The organism is Vibrio sp. EA2 (assembly GCF_033042495.1).
GTDB lineage: Bacteria > Pseudomonadota > Gammaproteobacteria > Enterobacterales > Vibrionaceae > Vibrio.
Window position 1 is genome coordinate 41576 of sequence record NZ_JAWLID010000011.1, and the last position, 17217, is coordinate 58792.

A 17217-nucleotide genomic window follows, 5' to 3' on the forward strand; every position below is an offset into this window, starting at 1 on the left:
TAGGCTAGTAATAAATTCACCATGTAAGTAATATATTATAGTTTAATAATGAAGGGGTGTTAATGGAATTTAGTGTAGTGATTGCTGCTTACAATGCTTCATCAACTTTAGAAAGAACTCTTAATTCAATATATAATCAGAGTTATCAGGACTTCGAAGTCATAGTCGTAGATGACGCTTCTCAAGACTTCGAAAAAACGGTTCTAATTGTTGATAAATTCTTAGCGCTTGGAATGAAGATTAGACTTATCTCTCATGAAGTAAACAGAAATGGAGCTGCCGCTAGAAATACAGGTATAGATCATGCTCAAGGACATCACATTGTTTTTATTGATGCAGATGATGAATGGTTAGAAACGAAGCTTGAAGTTTATAAAGAAAAGATTGATTTATTAGAAAGTCCATCGCTTATATTTAGCCAAGTCAGTGTTTCAAGCAATGGTAATATTTCTTCCTCAAGGCCTAATAAAGGACCAAACAAAGAGCAACACATAAGCGAGTACCTTTTCCTTTCTGGTGGATTTATTCAAACAAGCACTATATGTGTTCCCACTGACTTTGCGAAATCTTTGAGATTTGATGATAGATTTCGAAGACACCAGGACTATGATTTCTGCTTACGGGCTTATCACAAGGAAATTCCTTTCATTTTTATCAAGAAGTCACTTACCATTTATCATGTAGAAGGCAAGGTATTTAAGTCTAAATTGGAAGATGTAAATTATTGTTATTGGTGGCTAAATGAAATGCGACTATATATGTCAGAATTGGGTTATGGAGGGTATAAGTTCTTTCTTATCTCCGGACGATTGTATTGTGCAAGGTCTTGGTTACCATTGATTAAAAATATTTTATCAAGCCTAAAATTAATAGGGATTAAAGGTGTTTGGATTTCAAGAGATAAAGTCAAGTTTATTTTAAGGAATATTTTTTAACATGTTAGGAGGGAGCTCGAGTTATTCTATTAGAATGAAACTCATAATGTGTTTTATAATAATTTTAGGTATAACAGGTTGTTTGTCCTATAAACAACTATCTAATGTATATTATCAGTATAACCTTTTGCCAGCAGAATTATTAATTGAACTCTTGCTCATTTTATTAGTAATTCTAGGATTGAAAAAAACAATTAATAAGAAAGAGTTTAATATAGTCTATATTATTGGGGTTTACTTATTATCTACTATTATGATTTTCTTTTATAGAGGGTTAGATAATGCTTACTCAGTTATAGATTATGTGTTAATTTACAAATCAATTTTCTATTTGTTTTTGTTAAGTTTACAAACAAGAAATTCATTTACAATAAATAACCTAAAATATATTTTTTATGTTTTATTGTTTTTCTTTGTTGTTAAATACTCAGTTGGTTATTTTATCTATAGTATACCTAGGCCAGGTTTGTTTACTGAAAATAACTTTGAGATAATGCTCCTTCTTTTATTATTTTTATCATTAAGTTACCATCACATTGCATTGAATAAGTTAGCGATAATTTCTTTTATATTTGTGGTGTTTATTTCTGGCTCTAGGTCTGCACAGGCCTGCTTAGTTTTTATCTACTTTTTTCTTTATCACGATATATCATTTAATAAAAAACTCATAAAGTATGGAATAGTTTCTTTTCTTTTATTTATTTTTATAGTTTTGTTTATGAATAGGCTTGGAGGAGTTTCAATAGACTCGATAGATAGGGTTAAATTTCTTATCATTTTTATCGAAGAGTTAAAATACTTAAATTTTCAAGATGTTCTATTCGGTACAGATATTATTACTCCATTATCACCAGCATCTTGTTCACAATTACAATTCTACAGCAGTCTATTCAGTTCAAAAGATTCTAGTGTTTGCTTTTCTGTAATTTTACATTCGTATATATTTAGAGCAATATTTGACCATGGTATTATAGGGCTTACTTTATTAATGTTTATGTTTTGGAGATTGTTGGTTATCCAAGGTTTTGATAAAAGGTTTTCTTCGATATTTATTTTTACTGTTTTGCTTAATGGACTATCGGTGTCTTCATTTAATAGTGTGTTCTTCGCCTTTTCTTTTTATCTTGTTAATTCTTCATCAAAAAGTTTGATCAAGTCGTCTATTTGATCTTATAAATAGGAGTTTTTATGTACAGCCCAACGGTAGAGTTAAAAATGAAGGATAAGAAATTTCTCCTTTCTATTTTGAACGAGCCTACCATTGTTTCTCCTCTTGCGATAAGTTTTGTAAACCCTTTTTCTTATAAACACGCATCAATAACTAATTGCGCTAAAGATATAGATTTTTGGTTTAGTGATGGAGCTTTGCTATGCCATTTGACTAATATCTTTAGAAGAAAAGACAAAATTAATCGCGTTAGCTTTGACTTTTCCTCTATAGCACATGATGTATTCAGGTATGCAAATCAAGAAAGTAAAAGAGTCGCAATAATCGGTGGCACTGACGATGAAATCAATAAAGCCATCAACTATATATCTACACTATATCCTTCTGTTAATTTCGTATATAAGAGAAACGGTTATTTCTCTGAAAGTGAAATGCTGAAAATTGCAAAAGAAATATCATTTGTAAATCCGGATTATGTAGTTGCGGGGCTAGGAACACCACTTCAGGAAGAGTTCATCGTAAGCGTCAAAATGTTGTTAGAAAAAAAGTGTATATTGTTCACATGTGGCGGTTTCATAACACAAACTGCTTCTAAAGGTGACTTTTATCATCCTTTAGTAAAAAAGTTTGGTGTTCGTTGGCTTCAGCGAGCAATTGAACAAAAACATGTCAGAAAGCGCATATTAAAGGACTATCCTATTTTTATTGTGTCTTATATGACATCCAGTCTAGTCCATTTTATTAGAAAGTAGATAGAATGCTAGACTAGCTTTTATTGATAAATTAAGACTGCTGGCTGTTTAAAGTATCAATGAATATCAAAGATTTCATTAAGTGGTAGAATGTCTATTAAACGCTTATGTTAGATTTCTTAATCAAGACGTTTATATTCTGAGGATAGGGCAGTTTGTTTGTGGCTATTTGGATATTGGATACATTTGAATTTTAGTTGAAGTTTGACTAAATTTGTACCGTCAATCTACTAAGAAGTGTCAAATGACTTAAATACTTAAATACTTAAATACTTAAATACTTAAATACTTAAATACTTAAATACTTAATATACCTATATTGCATACGACTCATTCTGTCTTGGCAATGATTATTACAATCTGTAGTTGTAAAGCTTCATAAAAAAGTAACTAGTTTGATTGAAATACTATCCGATGCGATAATCAAAAATATTTTAAATAGGGCTGCTAGAGTTGTCTAAGAACTAGCTAGCAGCATTCTAGTACATGTCGGATACTAAGAGTTATTTGTAATCTGTTTTAATTCGCCTTTACCCATAGTTTTTCGCACAATGGTGGTAATCTTCCAAATATATGCCAAGATAATCGAATAGATAATGAAGCAGGCGAGAAACAAGCTGAACATGGTCACTTCAGGAATTTTTGTTGCTTCACCATAGATACCGAATGAGGCGTACATGGCCGCGATCAAACATATAGCGACTAGTGTTTGCCTTGGGCCTAACCCCATTCGTTGGAAAATATGATGTAGGTGTTCGCGGTCGGGTTTGAATGGGGAGTCACCTCTTCGAATACGGCGAATCATAATTGCTGCCATATCCATTAAAGGGACAGCAATTAACCATAGTGCAGTTACTGGTCGCATAAGAGAAGTGCTTTCACTTTGACTGACTCCCAGTAATAACCAGATGACAGTAAAGCCAATCATCATGCTACCTGCATCACCCATAAATACTTTTCGTTCACGGCCTAGTATACCTAAGTTCATGAAAATATATGGCAGCATAGCAGTAATGATGACTACGCATAAATAAGCTAAGCCATGCTGACTATCTACTTGCAATAGAAAGGCTAAAGCTCCGAAAGTAACAATAGAGAGCCCTCCTAGTAAACCATCAATACCATCCACCATATTAAAAGCATTTATTGCGCCAATGACAGCTAGAATGGTGATCAGTGTTCCTCCCCAGCCTAAAGAGATATCTCCAAAACCAAACATATTACCCAGGCTGTGTAGTTCAATACCCGCAACTTTCATCATAACGATGGAAAGTGCTGCTTGTATGCCCATACGAATCTTGAAGCTCAAATCTATCTTATCGTCTATTGCTCCAATTATTGTAAGTACTGCAATACACAATAGATAAAGCCAGCTGTACTCAAGTGCTTCAGGTCTAAATGTTAAGTATTGCGCTAAAACTAGACAAATAGAGATGCCGCCAACTAAGGGGATTGCTCCGTCATGAAGCTTCCTAGCGTTAGGTTTATCTACTAAACCTATTCTTTTCGCAATTTTTCGCATCACAAATAGGGTGGTAAAAGATGAAAAAAAGATAAAGCTCAGTTCTAAAAACATAATATAGCCAACATTAATTTTGATTTTATCGCTTAATTTTAGATCAAGTTGTCTTTTTTAAAAAGTACGATTTGATGGCTTTACTTATACTTTTTAGGATTAACAGCTTATCTAGTCCATCATTTCATTTTCTGATATTCTTTGGAAAAATAAAACGAAAGGTTTAATAATGAAAATAGCAGTTGCTGGTACAGGCTATGTTGGCTTGTCAAACGCCATGTTGTTAGCGCAAAACCATGAAGTTGTTGCGCTAGATATCATTGCTGAAAAGGTTGAGTTACTAAACAACAAGCAATCTCCAATCGTGGATGCGGAAATCGAAGCTTTCCTTAAAAACAAGCCGTTAAATTTTGTTGCTACGACGGATAAAGAGCTAGCTTACAGCGGTGCTCAATACGTTGTTATTGCGACACCGACCGATTACGACCCGACAACGAACTACTTTAATACCTCTTCGGTAGAAGCGGTGATTAAAGACGTGATGTCAATTAATCCAGATGCCGTGATGGTCATTAAGTCGACAGTACCGGTCGGTTACACTGCTCGGGTCAAGCAAGAGCTAGGTTGTGAGAACATTATCTTCTCACCAGAGTTTTTACGTGAGGGCAAAGCACTTTACGACAACTTATACCCATCTCGTATCATTGTCGGCGAGCGCAGTGAACGTGCCGAGACTTTTGCTGGTTTGTTAGTTGAAGGCGCAGTAAAGGAAGATATCCAAGTCCTGTTTACTGATTCAACAGAAGCAGAAGCGGTTAAGTTGTTTTCTAATACTTACCTGGCAATGCGTGTTGCGTATTTCAATGAGCTGGATTCTTATGCAGAAGCGCATGGCTTAGACGCGCGTCAAATCATCGAGGGCGTTGGTTTAGATCCTCGCATTGGTAATCACTACAATAATCCATCGTTTGGTTACGGCGGTTACTGTCTGCCAAAAGATACTAAGCAGCTGCTGGCGAACTATCAAGATGTGCCCAACAACATCATTGGTGCGATTGTAGAAGCGAACCGTACACGCAAAGACTTCGTTGCCGAGTCGATCATCAAGCATCAGCCAAAAGTCGTCGGTATTTATCGCCTGATCATGAAGGCAGGTTCCGATAACTTCCGTGCCTCCTCTATTCAGGGCATCATGAAGCGCATTAAAGCCAAAGGCATTGAAGTGGTGGTGTATGAGCCAGTTCTTCAAGAAGAAGAGTTTTTCAACTCTCGTGTTGTGAAAGACTTGAATGAGTTTAAGCAGACTGCCGATGTGATCGTTTCAAACCGTATGGTGGATGAGCTAGCGGATGTAGTTGATAAAGTCTATACACGCGATCTTTTTGGTAGCGATTAATTTCAATTTTGTTTAAAGCTATAGGCTCCTAGTGTGGAGCCTTTTTTTCAGTTGGTAATTAAAATGATAAAAAAATGTCTATTCCCTGCAGCGGGTTACGGTACTCGTTTCCTGCCTGCGACTAAATCCATGCCGAAAGAAATGATGCCAGTGGTGAACAAACCATTAATTGAATATGGCGTCGAAGAAGCGATTGAAGCTGGCATGAACGGTATGTGTATCGTCACTGGCCGTGGCAAGCATTCACTGATGGACCATTTCGATAAAAACTACGAGTTAGAGCACCAAATTAGTGGCAGCAGTAAAGAAGTGCTGTTAGATGATATTCGTAGTTTGATTGATTCAGCGAGCTACACCTATATTCGTCAGCGTGAAATGAAAGGCTTAGGTCACGCAATTCTGACTGGCCGTGAGCTTGTGGGTGATGAACCATTCGCTGTGGTATTGGCCGATGATCTTTGTGTTCACGAAGATAAAGGTGTGCTGGCGCAAATGGTTGAGTTGTATAACCAATACCGTTGTTCGATTGTAGCAGTACAAGAGGTCCCAGAATCAGAGACGCACAAATATGGTGTGATTGCTGGTGAGGCGCTCAAAGAAGACATCTTCCGTATCGACAATATGGTTGAAAAGCCAGAGCCTGGCACAGCACCGAGCAACCTGGCGATCATTGGTCGCTATATATTGACTCCCGATATTTTTGAGTTAATTGAAAATACTGAGCCTGGCAAAGGTGGGGAGATTCAAATTACCGATGCGTTGATGCAGCAAGCACAAGACGGCTGCGTACTGGCTTACAAATTCAAAGGCCAGCGTTTCGATTGTGGTAGCGTAGAAGGTTATATTGAAGCGACGAACTACTGCTTCGAGAATATTTACAACAAGCCATCTCAAAGCGAAGTTGAAGAAGTGCCAGAGGTGAAAGTGGCGTAAGCGCGTTATGCGCTGATTAAGAGGACCTAGGTACTAGAATCCTAGGTCCTAGGTGTATTCGCGGTAAGTTCAGTAATAAACGTAAGTTGCGGTGTTTGTTGCTTTTGAATACCGATTACAGAGTACTGAAAAGTAAATTTTTGTAATCGTAATCCCAACAAGCTCCCTCTCGGGCCTAGAATCTAGGATCTTGAGCTTCCCCCCTCAATAAACCACCGTAAATCCTTTCTTCTCTAATTCCTTCCCTAATACTTGTTGGGCTTCATCTTCTCCATGAATTAAATGAATGGCTTTTGGCGCTGTTGGAATGCCAGTAATAAACTTCAGTAAATCACTCTTGTCTGCATGGGCGGAATAACCAGAAATAGTATGAATCTGAGCATTAACTTGGACTTCTTGATCATCTATCTCAATCTCTGAATTGCCTGATTGTATCTCCTCACCTAACGTGCCTTGAGCTTGATAACCTGCGAATAGCACATCATTTTTCTTATCAGGGAGTAGTGCTTTTAAATAGTTGACGATTCTGCCACCTTCACACATACCAGAAGCGGCCACGACGATGGCGGGTTCATCGGTTGAAGCGAGTCGGTTGACTAGGGCTTTATGCTCGGTGTGACTCTCTACAGTAATACACTGTTCAAACGCGAGTGGGTGACGTTGATTCTCTAGCCTTTGTTTAGCTTCCTGGCCCCATAACATTTTGAAGCGGCGATACGTTTTGGTGACTTCTTTGGCGAGAGGTGAGTCTAAGATGATCGGTAAGGAAGATGCCAAATCATGCTGGTTAATCAGTTGCTCAATATCAAATAGCAGCTCCTGCGTGCGACCGACACTAAAGGCAGGAATCAAAATTACACCACCGTCTTTTAACGCATGATCAATGATGTTGTTTAAACGCTTTGTACGTGTCGCAATGTCTTCATGTTGTTTATCGCCGTAGGTTGCTTCTATAAACAGGTAATCAGCTCTTTGAGGAGGTTGTGGATCGGGTAAAAGGGGCGTATTTGACGGTCCTAAATCTCCAGAAAAAACGACGATTTCACCATTTGACAGTTTACACTCAACATAGGCGGAACCCAGTATATGCCCTGCAGGTTGAAAGCGGGCATCTGCGAGATCAGGGAGTTCTATCCACTGCTGATAATCACAAGGTTTGAGCTGTTTCTTGATGATATTAAGTACTTGCTGGCGCTGGTGGTAATTTAAACCAAGTTGTAGTTTTAGACCGTCTTCTAGCATTAGCGGGACAAGCTCTGCGGTCGCACGTGTGCAATATAGTGGTCCTTTAAATCCAGCCGCCAGCAACCACGGCAGGCGGCCAATGTGATCAATATGAGCGTGAGTAAGAACCAGCGCTTTGACCTGTTCGATAGGAAACTCAATGTTAAGCGAAGCATCACGCCCACCAAAACTAAGGTCTTGTCCCTGCAACAGGCCACAATCAATCAAAATACTGCCATTTTTCAGTTTAAGCTCATGACAAGATCCAGTAACGGTGTGCTTGCCACCATGATGGATAACACTGGCGATATCTGAGATTGGTGTCGTCATGCTTAAAGTTCTCCTTGTTTATTCAGCATAGGCGAGCTGTTAGTGAAGAGTAAGGCTTATGGCTCTGTGGGTTGGATGTAATTGGTTGGGAAAGTGCGGAAATGCGAGAGAGGTTAAGGTCCTAGGGGCGAGACCCTAGGCCCTAGGTGTGTTTGCGGTAAGTTCAGTGATAAACGTAAGCTCCGGTGTTTGCTGCTTTGGGATACAGATTACAGAGTACTGAAAAGTATATTTTTGTATTCGTAATCCCAACAAGCTCCCTCTAGGGCCTAGAACCTAGAACCTAGGGCCTCACTGTCTTCTCTGTTCGTGATACAATTAGCATTAAGTTCAAAGAGTTCCTCTCGTAAATACAACGTAAGCGCTGTTCTGCTATTGATTACAAGAGACAATACGTAAAGGTTAAAGATGCAATCAGATCATGAGTTCCAAAACTGGACTGTCATCGGTAAAGGCGCAGAGCGAGTTTGTTTCCAAAATCCTTCCAATCCGGCTCAGTGTGTAAAGTTGAGTCAGAAAGGCACCGCCAAGCAAACTTATCGAGAAATTGAGTTTTTTGAGCGATTGAAAAAGAAAAACGTCCAGTTTACGCACATTCCAGAGTTTCTGGGAAAGGTGACAACAGAGACTCAAGTTGGCTTTAAGCAGCAAGTCGTTTTGGATGAGGATCTGTCAGTTTCATTAAACCTCGCACAATATATTGTGCAGCAAGGGAATGAACTTGATATCGACCACTTGCTGTTAGCGGTTCGAGTTCTGAAAGATTATTTGCTTGAGAGCCGAGTGATACCAAGTGATTTGGTGATGAGTAATATATTGGTGAGGCAATCTGGAGAGGAGATAACCCTTTATCTGATCGACGGATTCGGCAATACGGAGTTTATCCCTGTATCGGACTTTATTCCTTATCTGATGCATAAAAAGATTAATCGTAAGTTTAAGAAGTTCCTAAGAAAGAATTTGCATCTCAGTATGAAGCTCAGAGAGAACCCTGCGGAATTAGAATCGTACAATCAAAAGATTGATGAGTTTGAGGCCTTGTACCTTTAGCGAATCTACGCACTAAACGTTCTGTTCAGGAAAGAAACCAGTACAAAAAAAGGATGCACTGCGCATCCCTTTGTTATTTTGCTTGTTTAAAAACAAGATTACGCTTTTGCTGCTGCCGCTGCTTTAGCGATTGCTGCGAAGCTCTTAGCATCTAGAGATGCACCACCAACTAGAGCACCATCGATGTCTGGTTGTGAGAAGTAAGCTTCTGCGTTTTCTGGTTTAACAGAGCCGCCGTATTGGATGATTACTTGCTCTGCAACTGCTTCGTCTTTCGCTGCGATTAGTGCACGGATAGAAGCGTGAATGCGTTGTGCATCTTCAGCTGTTGCTGCTTTACCAGTACCGATAGCCCAGATTGGTTCGTAAGCGATGATTGCATCGTTTAGCGCTTCAACGCCGTAAGCGTCGATAACAGCATTGATTTGACGAGCACATACTGCTTCAGTTTCGCCTGCTTCGTTTTGTGCTTCAGATTCACCGATACAGAAAACTGGCGTTAGACCGTTTTCTTTTAGGAAAGCGAATTTCTTAGCGATGAACTCGTCAGATTCGTTGTGGTAGTCACGACGCTCAGAGTGGCCGATGATGATGTGAGTAGCACCGAAGTCTTTCAGCATTTCTGGAGACATGTCGCCAGTGAAAGCACCGCTGTTGTTTAGGTCAGTGTTTTGTGCACCTAGAATGATCTTGTTACCGCCTTCTGCGATAACGCGCTCTGCTAGATCGATGTAAAGTGCTGGTGGAGCTACTGCTACGTCAACACCTTCAACGCCTTCAAGCTCAGCGTTAAGACCAGTTAGCAGCTCTTTTACCATTGCTTTGCTGCCGTTTAGTTTCCAGTTACCCATCACTACAGGACGACGCATAGGAATATCTCCATATTATCTATTAATGACTAATGTAAAAAATCTACGAAAGAATATAACAGAATAATTTGAACAGATCATGATTGGTATCATGTCTTGTACGCCTTTGTTTATCTGGTCAGCGTAGCAATAGTTTCTGTCAGTTCTATCAAAAGCAATCGATTGGTGATCACGTAGACAGAATAATAGTTCATTCCTCGGAAATTGCTGCCCGGATTGGTATTACTACGCACTGGATTTTCATCTTGTCGAAAGGAATCAAAATGCCAAATTTGGTTTTAGAGTATTCGAACTCAGTGGAAGAGCGCGTTAACGTTCAAGGTTTGCTGGAGGATTTACATAAAGTGGCGCTGGATAGTGGGCTTTTTGAATTGGCGTCAGTGAAATCGAGAACACTCCGCTGCCACAATTGGCTGATAGGAGAAGAGGGAGACAGTCTCGACTTTATTCATATTAACTTTGAGTTGTTGAGCGGAAGAACGCCAGAGCAGAAGCGAGCGTTATCACGAGACCTAATAACTGTGCTTCAGGAACAAGCCAGCCATGTGCACAGCTTAACGGTGAACATTCGCGATATGGATGTGGAATGCTTTCAAAGAGTGGTGAATTAGCGGCCATCTTTCTCTATTAACTCGTTGCGTGGTGACCTCTCTCACGCAGCGATGCCTTTAAGTCTTGGTTAATCTACCTCTCGTTTTACGATTCTGCTAACCTATTGCACGGCATTGACTTATAGGTCTATTTAATGAAATTTTTCTACTATCTGAACAACTTGCTACTTAACGTCGTTCCATCCTTTGTTTTTCAACGACGTAAAGCTCAATTAGAGCAATTATTTGAGAATGAAAAGGAAGCAATTCAGGCGCGTGTTGATTATTACTGCAAGCCGAACGAACTGCATGAGTTACCGAGTGATGCCATCACGCAACGTACCTATCGACGTCGTGGTAAGAGTGCCTACTTCTATGACCTAAAGCAGTACCTGCACTATTTTCCTAAACACCTTAAGTTCGCCTACTACTTTGGTGACCACGTAAAAGTTGAGCCTCAGCCAACGCTGTATAAAGCCAGACCAACACAAGGTGACAACTCAACGTCGGTGCTGTTTAAGTTAGATAAAAAGCGCCACTTTCGCTTCATTGAAGACACGACTGAGTATGTAAGTAAGAAAGACATGGCGGTTTTCCGTGGTGCTGTTAAACAAAAACATCGCATTCGTTTTATGAACGCCATGTTTGGTCATCCGTTGGTGGATGCAGGTCAATCGAACCCGTCTAAAGAGCACCCAGAGTGGCAGCAACCATTTATGTCTATAGAGGACCAGCTGCAATATAAATTCCTCATTTGCCTGGAAGGGAATGACGTGGCTTCTAATTTAAAATGGGCGATGTCTTCAAACTCAGTCGTTATTACGCCGAAAATGCGATTTGAAACCTGGTTTATGGAGGGGGCGCTTAAACCAGGCGTGCACTATATAGAAGTCAAAGATGATTGGTCGGATTTTGAAGAAAAGGTCAATTACTACTTAAACAACCCGGCTGAAGCCAAGAATATTTTGGACAATGCTCATGAGCATGTTGCGCAGTTCCAAGATAAAAATAGGGAAGACCTTGTCTGTATCAAAACCTTGGAAAAGTATTTTTCAATCACTAATCGCTGATTTTTATCGGTATTTTAAAGCATAAAGGCTCCACTGAACTATCTTAGTAGTAAAGGAAAGGTTTTGGACTTTAGGCTTCAATACTATTTGGGTCGTGGGTTTATTTTTATGTTTAGGGTAAATATTAATGCTAACTAAAGAGTTGCTGTTTTCTTTTAAAGGGCGTATTGGACGTAAAACCTTCTGGATTTGGAACGTGATTTATTACGTTGCAATCGCAGGTTTTGGAGTAGGGTTTAATCAGCTATTTCCGGCTCTTTCGCACCTCCTGCTTCCTATATTTCTCTTGGTTCTGTTGATTCCTGATCTGGCGATAACCACGAAGCGCTGGCATGACCGTGATAAATCAATTTATTGGTTAGCGCTGAATATCCCTTTAGTTTTAGGCCGGCTCGCGACCCCAATGACGAGTCCAGTTTCGCAAGAGTCTGCTACCCCACAGCTGTTCATCGCTTCAATATCTCTAATTTGTGGCGTATGGATTTTAGTTGAATGCGGCTTTCTGAAAGGGACCATCGGCCCGAATAAGTACGGCCCTGATCCGGTAGAAGGTCCTAGGTCCTAGGATCCCAGGCCCTAGAGGGAGCTTGCTGGTATTACGAACACAAAAATTTACTTTTCAGTACTCTGTAATCCGTATTCCAAAACAGCAAGCTCAAGCGGCAAAGAGCTACGCCGAACCTTTCAGCTAACTCACCTAGGACCTAGCCCCCTAGGATCTAGGACCTGAATCTCCCCTGAACTGAAGCACATTATGTGTCTTTTCAGGTTGCGGTTTTCCCTGCAACACTTCCCTAAACTTCATCAGCTGTTTCTGTAATTCATTCATCAATACCACGTTGACATGATTTGGGTTTTTGCAGTTGTTTATCACCCTGTCGATATGGCTTTGTTGTGCCCGTAACCTTGGTTGCATGTCTGTCGATGCGCCCTCTATCATCTCTCGAGCTTTATCCTGGCGGAATTGCTCAAAAGCTTCCGGGTCATCCTGAGCCATTTTCATTAGTTCGTCAAAAGAAGGCAGGGGTTGCGGTTTGTGAGTACGCAGATTGGCCATCGTTTGTCTCCCAAAAGGATAGTTACGCTTCGATAATAAAAGCGTACATCACGGATAACAGGAGAGCGGCGAAATGACTCTTTCGTCTCAGATATAAGAGAGCCGTTTGCTATCTGAGAGGGGAGAGGAGCGTACGAAGGTTGGTTGTCTTTACGCCTGAATGCGGTATACACAGCGTCGCTGGCCGCTAATGATATGTTCTGTACGTTCCACTCGAGTGTGATCACCAAGTAGGGCTTGGAAGACACTTAACTCTGACTGGCAGAGACTAGGGCAACGTGTAGCGGCTTTGCATATAGGGCAGTGGTTCTCAATTAAGATAAAACCGTGCTCGTCTTGTTCAAGCTCAGCCATGTAGCCTTCCTGCTCTCTCAGTGAGACGAGTGTTTTCAATTTGCTTTCCAGAGTGTCACATTGTTCTAGATGCTGGCGATAGCTTTCTAGCGTGAGTTTTTCGCGCTCAGAGGTCACTTTCTCCAGGCCATCTTTACCAAAGATATGCTCGACGGCTTCAATGAATTGCACGGTGAGTTCACCATGACGATCCGCAAACTGCTCATGGCCTTTTTGGGTGAGAGCCCAGTGCCTGGTAGGGCGACCGACTTTGACTTTTACATCGTAAATAGACAGGATGCCATCGTCTTCCAGGCCTTGTAGGTGCTGGCGCGCACCCATGGTTGTCATTCCAAGCTCTGAAGAGAGTTGTTTTGCTGTGACAGAGCCGTCACGCTTAACGATTTGCAATATCCTATCTACGGTCTTCATATTCCCACCATTTATATGTCAGTACATATTATGCGCGATAGGTTTTATAAAGAAAAGTGTTGACTTAGGGGAGGAAGGTTCTAGGGCCTAGGATCCTAATCCCTAGGCCCTAATCTTTTATAAAATAATATCGCGTACTTCTTGGTCTTTACGTTCTAAGTAATGGATCGACTTGATGCGGCGAATGGTGCGGCAGCGTCCACGAATGAGCAGGGTTTCTGTTGTCGCGATATTGCCCTGGCGAGTAATACCTTCTAACAGATCACCTTTGGTAATGCCGGTTGCAGAGAAAACCACGTTGTCGCTGCATGCCATGTCTTCCATTTTCAACACGACGTTTGCTTTCACACCCATCTCTTCACAGCGTTTTAGTTCTGCTGCGCCGTAGATGCGGTTTTCCTCTGTATTACCTTTCACTTCATGGCGAGGAAGTAGTCGACCATGCATGTCACCGTCTAGTGCACGAATTACCGCAGCAGAAACTACGCCTTCTGGTGCACCGCCAATGCAGTACATGACGTCCACTTCGCTGTCTGGCATACAAGTCAGGATTGAAGCGGCAACGTCACCATCTGGCACAGCGAATACGCGTACGCCCATTGCCTGCATTTCTGCAATGACTTTATCGTGACGAGGCTTAGCCAGCGTGATCACGACTAAAGTGTCTAGAGTTTTATTCAGCGCATTGGCGATGTTTTCTAGGTTTTCTTTTAATGGCTTTTCTAAATCGATTACGCCTTTTGCTCCAGGGCCAACCACTAATTTTTCCATGTACATATCTGGTGCTTTAAGGAAGCTACCTTTTTCACCAGCCGCGAGAACGGCTAAAGCATTTGATTGGCCCATAGCGGTCATGCGTGTGCCTTCGATAGGATCGACTGCAATATCGACTTCATCACCACCAATACCTACTTGTTCACCAATGTACAGCATCGGTGCGTCATCAATTTCACCTTCGCCAATAACAATTTCACCGCTGATCTCTGTTTTGTTCAGTAGTGTGCGCATAACCTCAACGGCTGCACCGTCCGCTGCGTTTTTATCGCCGCGACCAAGCCATTTGTAACCAGCCAGTGCTGCACCTTCAGTAACACGGGAAAATGCCATTGCTAAATCACGTTTCATGATGTCTCCAAATAAGCAAAAGGGAAGAAGAATTTGCGCGGCGATTTTACCATAACGGCAGTGAAACGTTTGCGTTTTTGCCGAGCTTTTACTTTGGTTAAGTTGAAATTGATCAATACTAAGTGCGTTTTTCTCGTGGCGAGAGGCAAATATCTTGCTCAAAAATGCTTCGGTGATCAGAAAAGTCAGCATTTAGTGAGATTGCGCCGGTTTTTTAACCGAATGATGCAAAATATCGAATATAGTAAGTGTTTCTCGTCGCAACGCTGAGTAGAATGAACCTCATATAGGTAAGGTGCGCGCCTGTCTCGTGCATCATCCCAACGGAACAACATAGGTAGGCAAAGATGTCTTTTGAAGTATTAGCACAATTAGAATCTAAAATTCAAACTGCAGTTGACACAATCACTCTTCTTCAAATGGAAGTGGAAGAACTGAAAGGTGATAAAGAAAAATTAGAAGCAGAAGCGAACGAGCTGCGCACTCAGCGCGAAGAGCTAGAGCAAAAAGCACAGCAAGCTCAACAAGAGCACGCGCAATGGCAAGAGCGCATTCGTGCACTACTTGGCAAAATGGAAGAAGTGGAGTAATCCCAATCTTCTGCTCAGAATTGAAAACACCCGCGATAAGCGGGTGTTTTAGTTTTATGGGAATGGGATAAACCAAGGTCCTAGGTTTTTAGGATCCTAGGACCTAATCCCTAGGATCTAGTACCTCTAAAACTTCTTCTTCCGTCTCATCCAACTCAAGGTCGATATTGAGCGGTTCTGGAGACAGAATAATGCCAGTGCTGTCTGCGTAAATGTAGTCTTCTGGTAGAAAGCTAACGCCGCCAAAGTTCACCGGCACGTCGAGCTCACCAATACCCTGGCTGGATGCGCCGACAGGAATCGAAGCCAGTGCCTGAATGCCAAGGCTCATATCTTCCAACTCATCGACTTCACGGACACAGCCATAGACGACAATGCCTTCCCACTCGTTTTCTTCGGCGATGGTGGCGATTTCTGCATCTACAAGGGCTTTACGTAAGGAACCACCTCCGTCAACTAACAACACGCGTCCTAGACCATCTTGCTCTAATGTTTCGCGAATAAGAGAATTGTCTTCAAAACATTTGATGGTGGTGATTTGTCCGGCAAAGGAAGCGCTACCGCCAAAATTACTGAACATTGGTTCAACCACATCTACCTGATCGAGGTAGATATCACAGAGTGCTGAGGTATTGTATTCCATAGCGTACCTTTCTAAACAGAAACTGGTTGTCTTTGAGTATATCTGGGCATTAAGTCAATGCAATGACAATCCTTTTTTAACTTACCAGAGTTTGAGCTACCACAATTGTTGCAAATAAAACGTTGGTAACCAGCGAGCATTTTACGATGACTGGCATCATAGGTGCGATCTGTGCAGGCTTCTCGGTATCCCAAACGGCTTTACCATGGTGAGCGACAAAATAAATGCTCAACAAGAATGGCAGACTGATCCAAACCGGTTTGTCCTGAATAAGCAGGTAAATGGCGAAAGCGAGAATGGCGCCGCCCAATAAGATGAAGTGGTACTGCTTCGCCTTATGTTGGCCCAAGCGCACGGCAACGGTTCGTTTACCACACTCACGATCATTTTCGATGTCACGCATGTTGTTGATATTCAGTACGGCAACAGCCAGTAAGCCACAACCTAAAGCAGGTAAGAATAGGGTGGTATCGACATGTCCGGTATGTAGGAAATAAGTGCCGGATACGCCAAGCAAGCCAAAAAACAGAAACACAGAGATATCACCGAGTCCAACATAGCCATAAGGTTTACTGCCCATGGTGTAGGCAATGGCGGCGAGGATGGCAAGAATACCTAACCCGATGAAGGTAAGAATGCTTTCCAGAGAGCTTAACGAGTAGAAGACTAAAATTAGGCCAGAAATGACAGTAAGCACGATGTTGAAGATAATGGCCTGCTTCATTTGTTTTGTGGTTACGGCTCCAGACTGTAAGGCGCGCAGCGGACCGAGACGTTTTTCATTGTCGGTGCCTTTTATCGCATCGCCATAATCGTTGGCCAGATTAGAAAGGATCTGCAGTAGCGTTGCCGTGATGAAAGCCATCAAGGAGATAGGCATTGAGAATTGACCCGCTGCATACGCGAGCACACTACCGGTAAGAATAGAGACTAATGCCAGCGGTAATGTTTTGGGACGAGCGGCGTCGAGCCAGATCTGTAGAGATTGTTTCATGGATATTTCGTGCTAGTAACCGATGTGTCCAGTATAAGCATAAAGAAGCAGATGCGCTATTGACCTGAAACAAGTCAGGTAATGAAAGGTGCTAGGTGACTAGGCCCTAGGTTCTAGGATTACTCGCTGGGACTGTTGTGCCCGCTTAAGTATTGTATTTGCTGTATTGGAAGATGGAAGATGGAAGATGGAAGATGGAAGATGGAAGAC

18 protein-coding genes are annotated in these 17217 nt (G+C 41.5%); 10 read left to right on the plus strand and 8 right to left on the minus strand.

What is annotated here, in order from left to right:
* The first annotated feature begins 62 nt into the window (after positions 1 to 62).
* The 3 genes from RXX31_RS18720 (at position 63) to RXX31_RS18730 (ending at position 2855) form a co-directional block, all read left to right on the plus strand.
* Complete coding sequence (locus RXX31_RS18720) at positions 63 to 935, plus strand: glycosyltransferase family 2 protein (protein WP_317591237.1); 873 nt, start codon at positions 63 to 65, stop codon at positions 933 to 935.
* A 127-nt stretch (positions 936 to 1062) separates the two neighbouring features.
* Positions 1063 to 2103, plus strand: a complete 1041-nt coding sequence (locus tag RXX31_RS18725; RefSeq protein WP_317591238.1) for a hypothetical protein — start codon at positions 1063 to 1065, stop codon at positions 2101 to 2103.
* A 20-nt stretch (positions 2104 to 2123) separates the two neighbouring features.
* Positions 2124 to 2855 carry a WecB/TagA/CpsF family glycosyltransferase gene (locus tag RXX31_RS18730; RefSeq protein ID WP_317591239.1) on the plus strand — a complete coding sequence of 244 codons (732 nt, stop codon included), beginning with the start codon at positions 2124 to 2126 and terminating at the stop codon, positions 2853 to 2855.
* A gap of 496 nt (positions 2856 to 3351) precedes the next feature.
* On the opposite strand, the gene wecA is transcribed toward RXX31_RS18730, so the two are convergent.
* Positions 3352 to 4431, minus strand: a complete 1080-nt coding sequence (gene wecA / locus RXX31_RS18735) for a UDP-N-acetylglucosamine--undecaprenyl-phosphate N-acetylglucosaminephosphotransferase (protein ID WP_317591240.1) — start codon at positions 4429 to 4431, stop codon at positions 3352 to 3354.
* A 169-nt stretch (positions 4432 to 4600) separates the two neighbouring features.
* Here wecA and RXX31_RS18740 point away from each other — a divergent pair, with 169 nt between their 5' ends.
* Complete coding sequence (locus tag RXX31_RS18740) at positions 4601 to 5767, plus strand: nucleotide sugar dehydrogenase (protein ID WP_317591241.1); 1167 nt, start codon at positions 4601 to 4603, stop codon at positions 5765 to 5767.
* A gap of 63 nt (positions 5768 to 5830) precedes the next feature.
* Positions 5831 to 6700 (plus strand): UTP--glucose-1-phosphate uridylyltransferase GalU, encoded by an 870-nt coding sequence (galU, locus tag RXX31_RS18745; RefSeq protein WP_317591242.1) that lies wholly within the window; start codon positions 5831 to 5833, stop codon positions 6698 to 6700.
* A 204-nt stretch (positions 6701 to 6904) separates the two neighbouring features.
* Here the strand turns inward: galU and RXX31_RS18750 are convergent, their stop codons facing one another.
* A complete protein-coding gene (locus RXX31_RS18750) occupies positions 6905 to 8254 on the minus strand; it encodes an MBL fold metallo-hydrolase (protein WP_317591243.1) in 1350 nt (449 codons plus the stop codon).
* Between the two features lie 408 nt (positions 8255 to 8662).
* Here RXX31_RS18750 and RXX31_RS18755 point away from each other — a divergent pair, with 408 nt between their 5' ends.
* Positions 8663 to 9304 (plus strand): YrbL family protein, encoded by a 642-nt coding sequence (locus RXX31_RS18755; protein WP_317591244.1) that lies wholly within the window; start codon positions 8663 to 8665, stop codon positions 9302 to 9304.
* Positions 9305 to 9402: 98 nt separating this feature from the next.
* On the opposite strand, the gene tpiA is transcribed toward RXX31_RS18755, so the two are convergent.
* Positions 9403 to 10173, minus strand: coding sequence for a triose-phosphate isomerase (tpiA, locus tag RXX31_RS18760; protein WP_317591245.1), 771 nt, complete (start codon positions 10171 to 10173; stop codon positions 9403 to 9405).
* 263 nt (positions 10174 to 10436) lie between these two features.
* Here tpiA and RXX31_RS18765 point away from each other — a divergent pair, with 263 nt between their 5' ends.
* From RXX31_RS18765 to RXX31_RS18775, 3 genes are all read left to right on the plus strand, one after another.
* The gene (locus RXX31_RS18765) at positions 10437 to 10784 is read left to right on the plus strand and encodes a 5-carboxymethyl-2-hydroxymuconate isomerase (RefSeq protein WP_317591246.1); all 348 of its coding nucleotides are present in this window, start codon (positions 10437 to 10439) and stop codon (positions 10782 to 10784) included.
* Positions 10785 to 10918: 134 nt separating this feature from the next.
* Complete coding sequence (locus tag RXX31_RS18770) at positions 10919 to 11833, plus strand: glycosyl transferase family 90 (protein WP_317591247.1); 915 nt, start codon at positions 10919 to 10921, stop codon at positions 11831 to 11833.
* A 127-nt stretch (positions 11834 to 11960) separates the two neighbouring features.
* Entirely contained in the window at positions 11961 to 12398 is a 438-nt protein-coding gene (locus tag RXX31_RS18775; RefSeq protein WP_317591248.1) for a DUF805 domain-containing protein, read from the plus strand.
* Positions 12399 to 12545: 147 nt separating this feature from the next.
* On the opposite strand, the gene RXX31_RS18780 is transcribed toward RXX31_RS18775, so the two are convergent.
* From RXX31_RS18780 to glpX, 3 genes are all read right to left on the minus strand, one after another.
* Positions 12546 to 12890 carry a DUF3135 domain-containing protein gene (locus RXX31_RS18780; protein ID WP_317591249.1) on the minus strand — a complete coding sequence of 115 codons (345 nt, stop codon included), beginning with the start codon at positions 12888 to 12890 and terminating at the stop codon, positions 12546 to 12548.
* A gap of 150 nt (positions 12891 to 13040) precedes the next feature.
* Entirely contained in the window at positions 13041 to 13655 is a 615-nt protein-coding gene (locus RXX31_RS18785) for a metalloregulator ArsR/SmtB family transcription factor (RefSeq protein ID WP_317591250.1), read from the minus strand.
* Positions 13656 to 13772: 117 nt separating this feature from the next.
* Positions 13773 to 14780: a class II fructose-bisphosphatase gene (gene glpX / locus RXX31_RS18790; protein ID WP_065297622.1), complete on the minus strand. Its 1008-nt coding sequence runs from the start codon at positions 14778 to 14780 to the stop codon at positions 13773 to 13775.
* 347 nt (positions 14781 to 15127) lie between these two features.
* Here glpX and zapB point away from each other — a divergent pair, with 347 nt between their 5' ends.
* Positions 15128 to 15370 (plus strand): cell division protein ZapB, encoded by a 243-nt coding sequence (gene zapB, locus RXX31_RS18795; RefSeq protein WP_263837893.1) that lies wholly within the window; start codon positions 15128 to 15130, stop codon positions 15368 to 15370.
* A gap of 103 nt (positions 15371 to 15473) precedes the next feature.
* Here the strand turns inward: zapB and rraA are convergent, their stop codons facing one another.
* A complete protein-coding gene (gene rraA, locus RXX31_RS18800; protein WP_263837894.1) occupies positions 15474 to 16013 on the minus strand; it encodes a ribonuclease E activity regulator RraA in 540 nt (179 codons plus the stop codon).
* A gap of 76 nt (positions 16014 to 16089) precedes the next feature.
* Entirely contained in the window at positions 16090 to 17007 is a 918-nt protein-coding gene (locus RXX31_RS18805) for a 1,4-dihydroxy-2-naphthoate polyprenyltransferase (RefSeq protein WP_317591251.1), read from the minus strand.
* Positions 17008 to 17217: the final 210 nt, after the last annotated feature.

What these genes read in the sequence shown, in the direction of transcription:
- RXX31_RS18730 (WP_317591239.1), top strand. Translation starts at nt 2,124, where the DNA reads ATGTACAGCCCAACGGTAGAGTTAAAAATGAAGGATAAGAAATTTCTC.
- RXX31_RS18780 (WP_317591249.1), bottom strand. Translation starts at nt 12,890, where the DNA reads ATGGCCAATCTGCGTACTCACAAACCGCAACCCCTGCCTTCTTTTGAC.
- zapB (WP_263837893.1), top strand. Translation starts at nt 15,128, where the DNA reads ATGTCTTTTGAAGTATTAGCACAATTAGAATCTAAAATTCAAACTGCA.
- RXX31_RS18775 (WP_317591248.1), top strand. Translation starts at nt 11,961, where the DNA reads ATGCTAACTAAAGAGTTGCTGTTTTCTTTTAAAGGGCGTATTGGACGT.
- RXX31_RS18740 (WP_317591241.1), top strand. Translation starts at nt 4,601, where the DNA reads ATGAAAATAGCAGTTGCTGGTACAGGCTATGTTGGCTTGTCAAACGCC.
- RXX31_RS18785 (WP_317591250.1), bottom strand. Translation starts at nt 13,655, where the DNA reads ATGAAGACCGTAGATAGGATATTGCAAATCGTTAAGCGTGACGGCTCT.
- wecA (WP_317591240.1), bottom strand. Translation starts at nt 4,431, where the DNA reads ATGTTTTTAGAACTGAGCTTTATCTTTTTTTCATCTTTTACCACCCTA.
- RXX31_RS18805 (WP_317591251.1), bottom strand. Translation starts at nt 17,007, where the DNA reads ATGAAACAATCTCTACAGATCTGGCTCGACGCCGCTCGTCCCAAAACA.
- RXX31_RS18765 (WP_317591246.1), top strand. Translation starts at nt 10,437, where the DNA reads ATGCCAAATTTGGTTTTAGAGTATTCGAACTCAGTGGAAGAGCGCGTT.
- RXX31_RS18720 (WP_317591237.1), top strand. Translation starts at nt 63, where the DNA reads ATGGAATTTAGTGTAGTGATTGCTGCTTACAATGCTTCATCAACTTTA.
- rraA (WP_263837894.1), bottom strand. Translation starts at nt 16,013, where the DNA reads ATGGAATACAATACCTCAGCACTCTGTGATATCTACCTCGATCAGGTA.
- RXX31_RS18750 (WP_317591243.1), bottom strand. Translation starts at nt 8,254, where the DNA reads ATGACGACACCAATCTCAGATATCGCCAGTGTTATCCATCATGGTGGC.
- glpX (WP_065297622.1), bottom strand. Translation starts at nt 14,780, where the DNA reads ATGAAACGTGATTTAGCAATGGCATTTTCCCGTGTTACTGAAGGTGCA.
- RXX31_RS18755 (WP_317591244.1), top strand. Translation starts at nt 8,663, where the DNA reads ATGCAATCAGATCATGAGTTCCAAAACTGGACTGTCATCGGTAAAGGC.
- tpiA (WP_317591245.1), bottom strand. Translation starts at nt 10,173, where the DNA reads ATGCGTCGTCCTGTAGTGATGGGTAACTGGAAACTAAACGGCAGCAAA.
- galU (WP_317591242.1), top strand. Translation starts at nt 5,831, where the DNA reads ATGATAAAAAAATGTCTATTCCCTGCAGCGGGTTACGGTACTCGTTTC.
- RXX31_RS18770 (WP_317591247.1), top strand. Translation starts at nt 10,919, where the DNA reads ATGAAATTTTTCTACTATCTGAACAACTTGCTACTTAACGTCGTTCCA.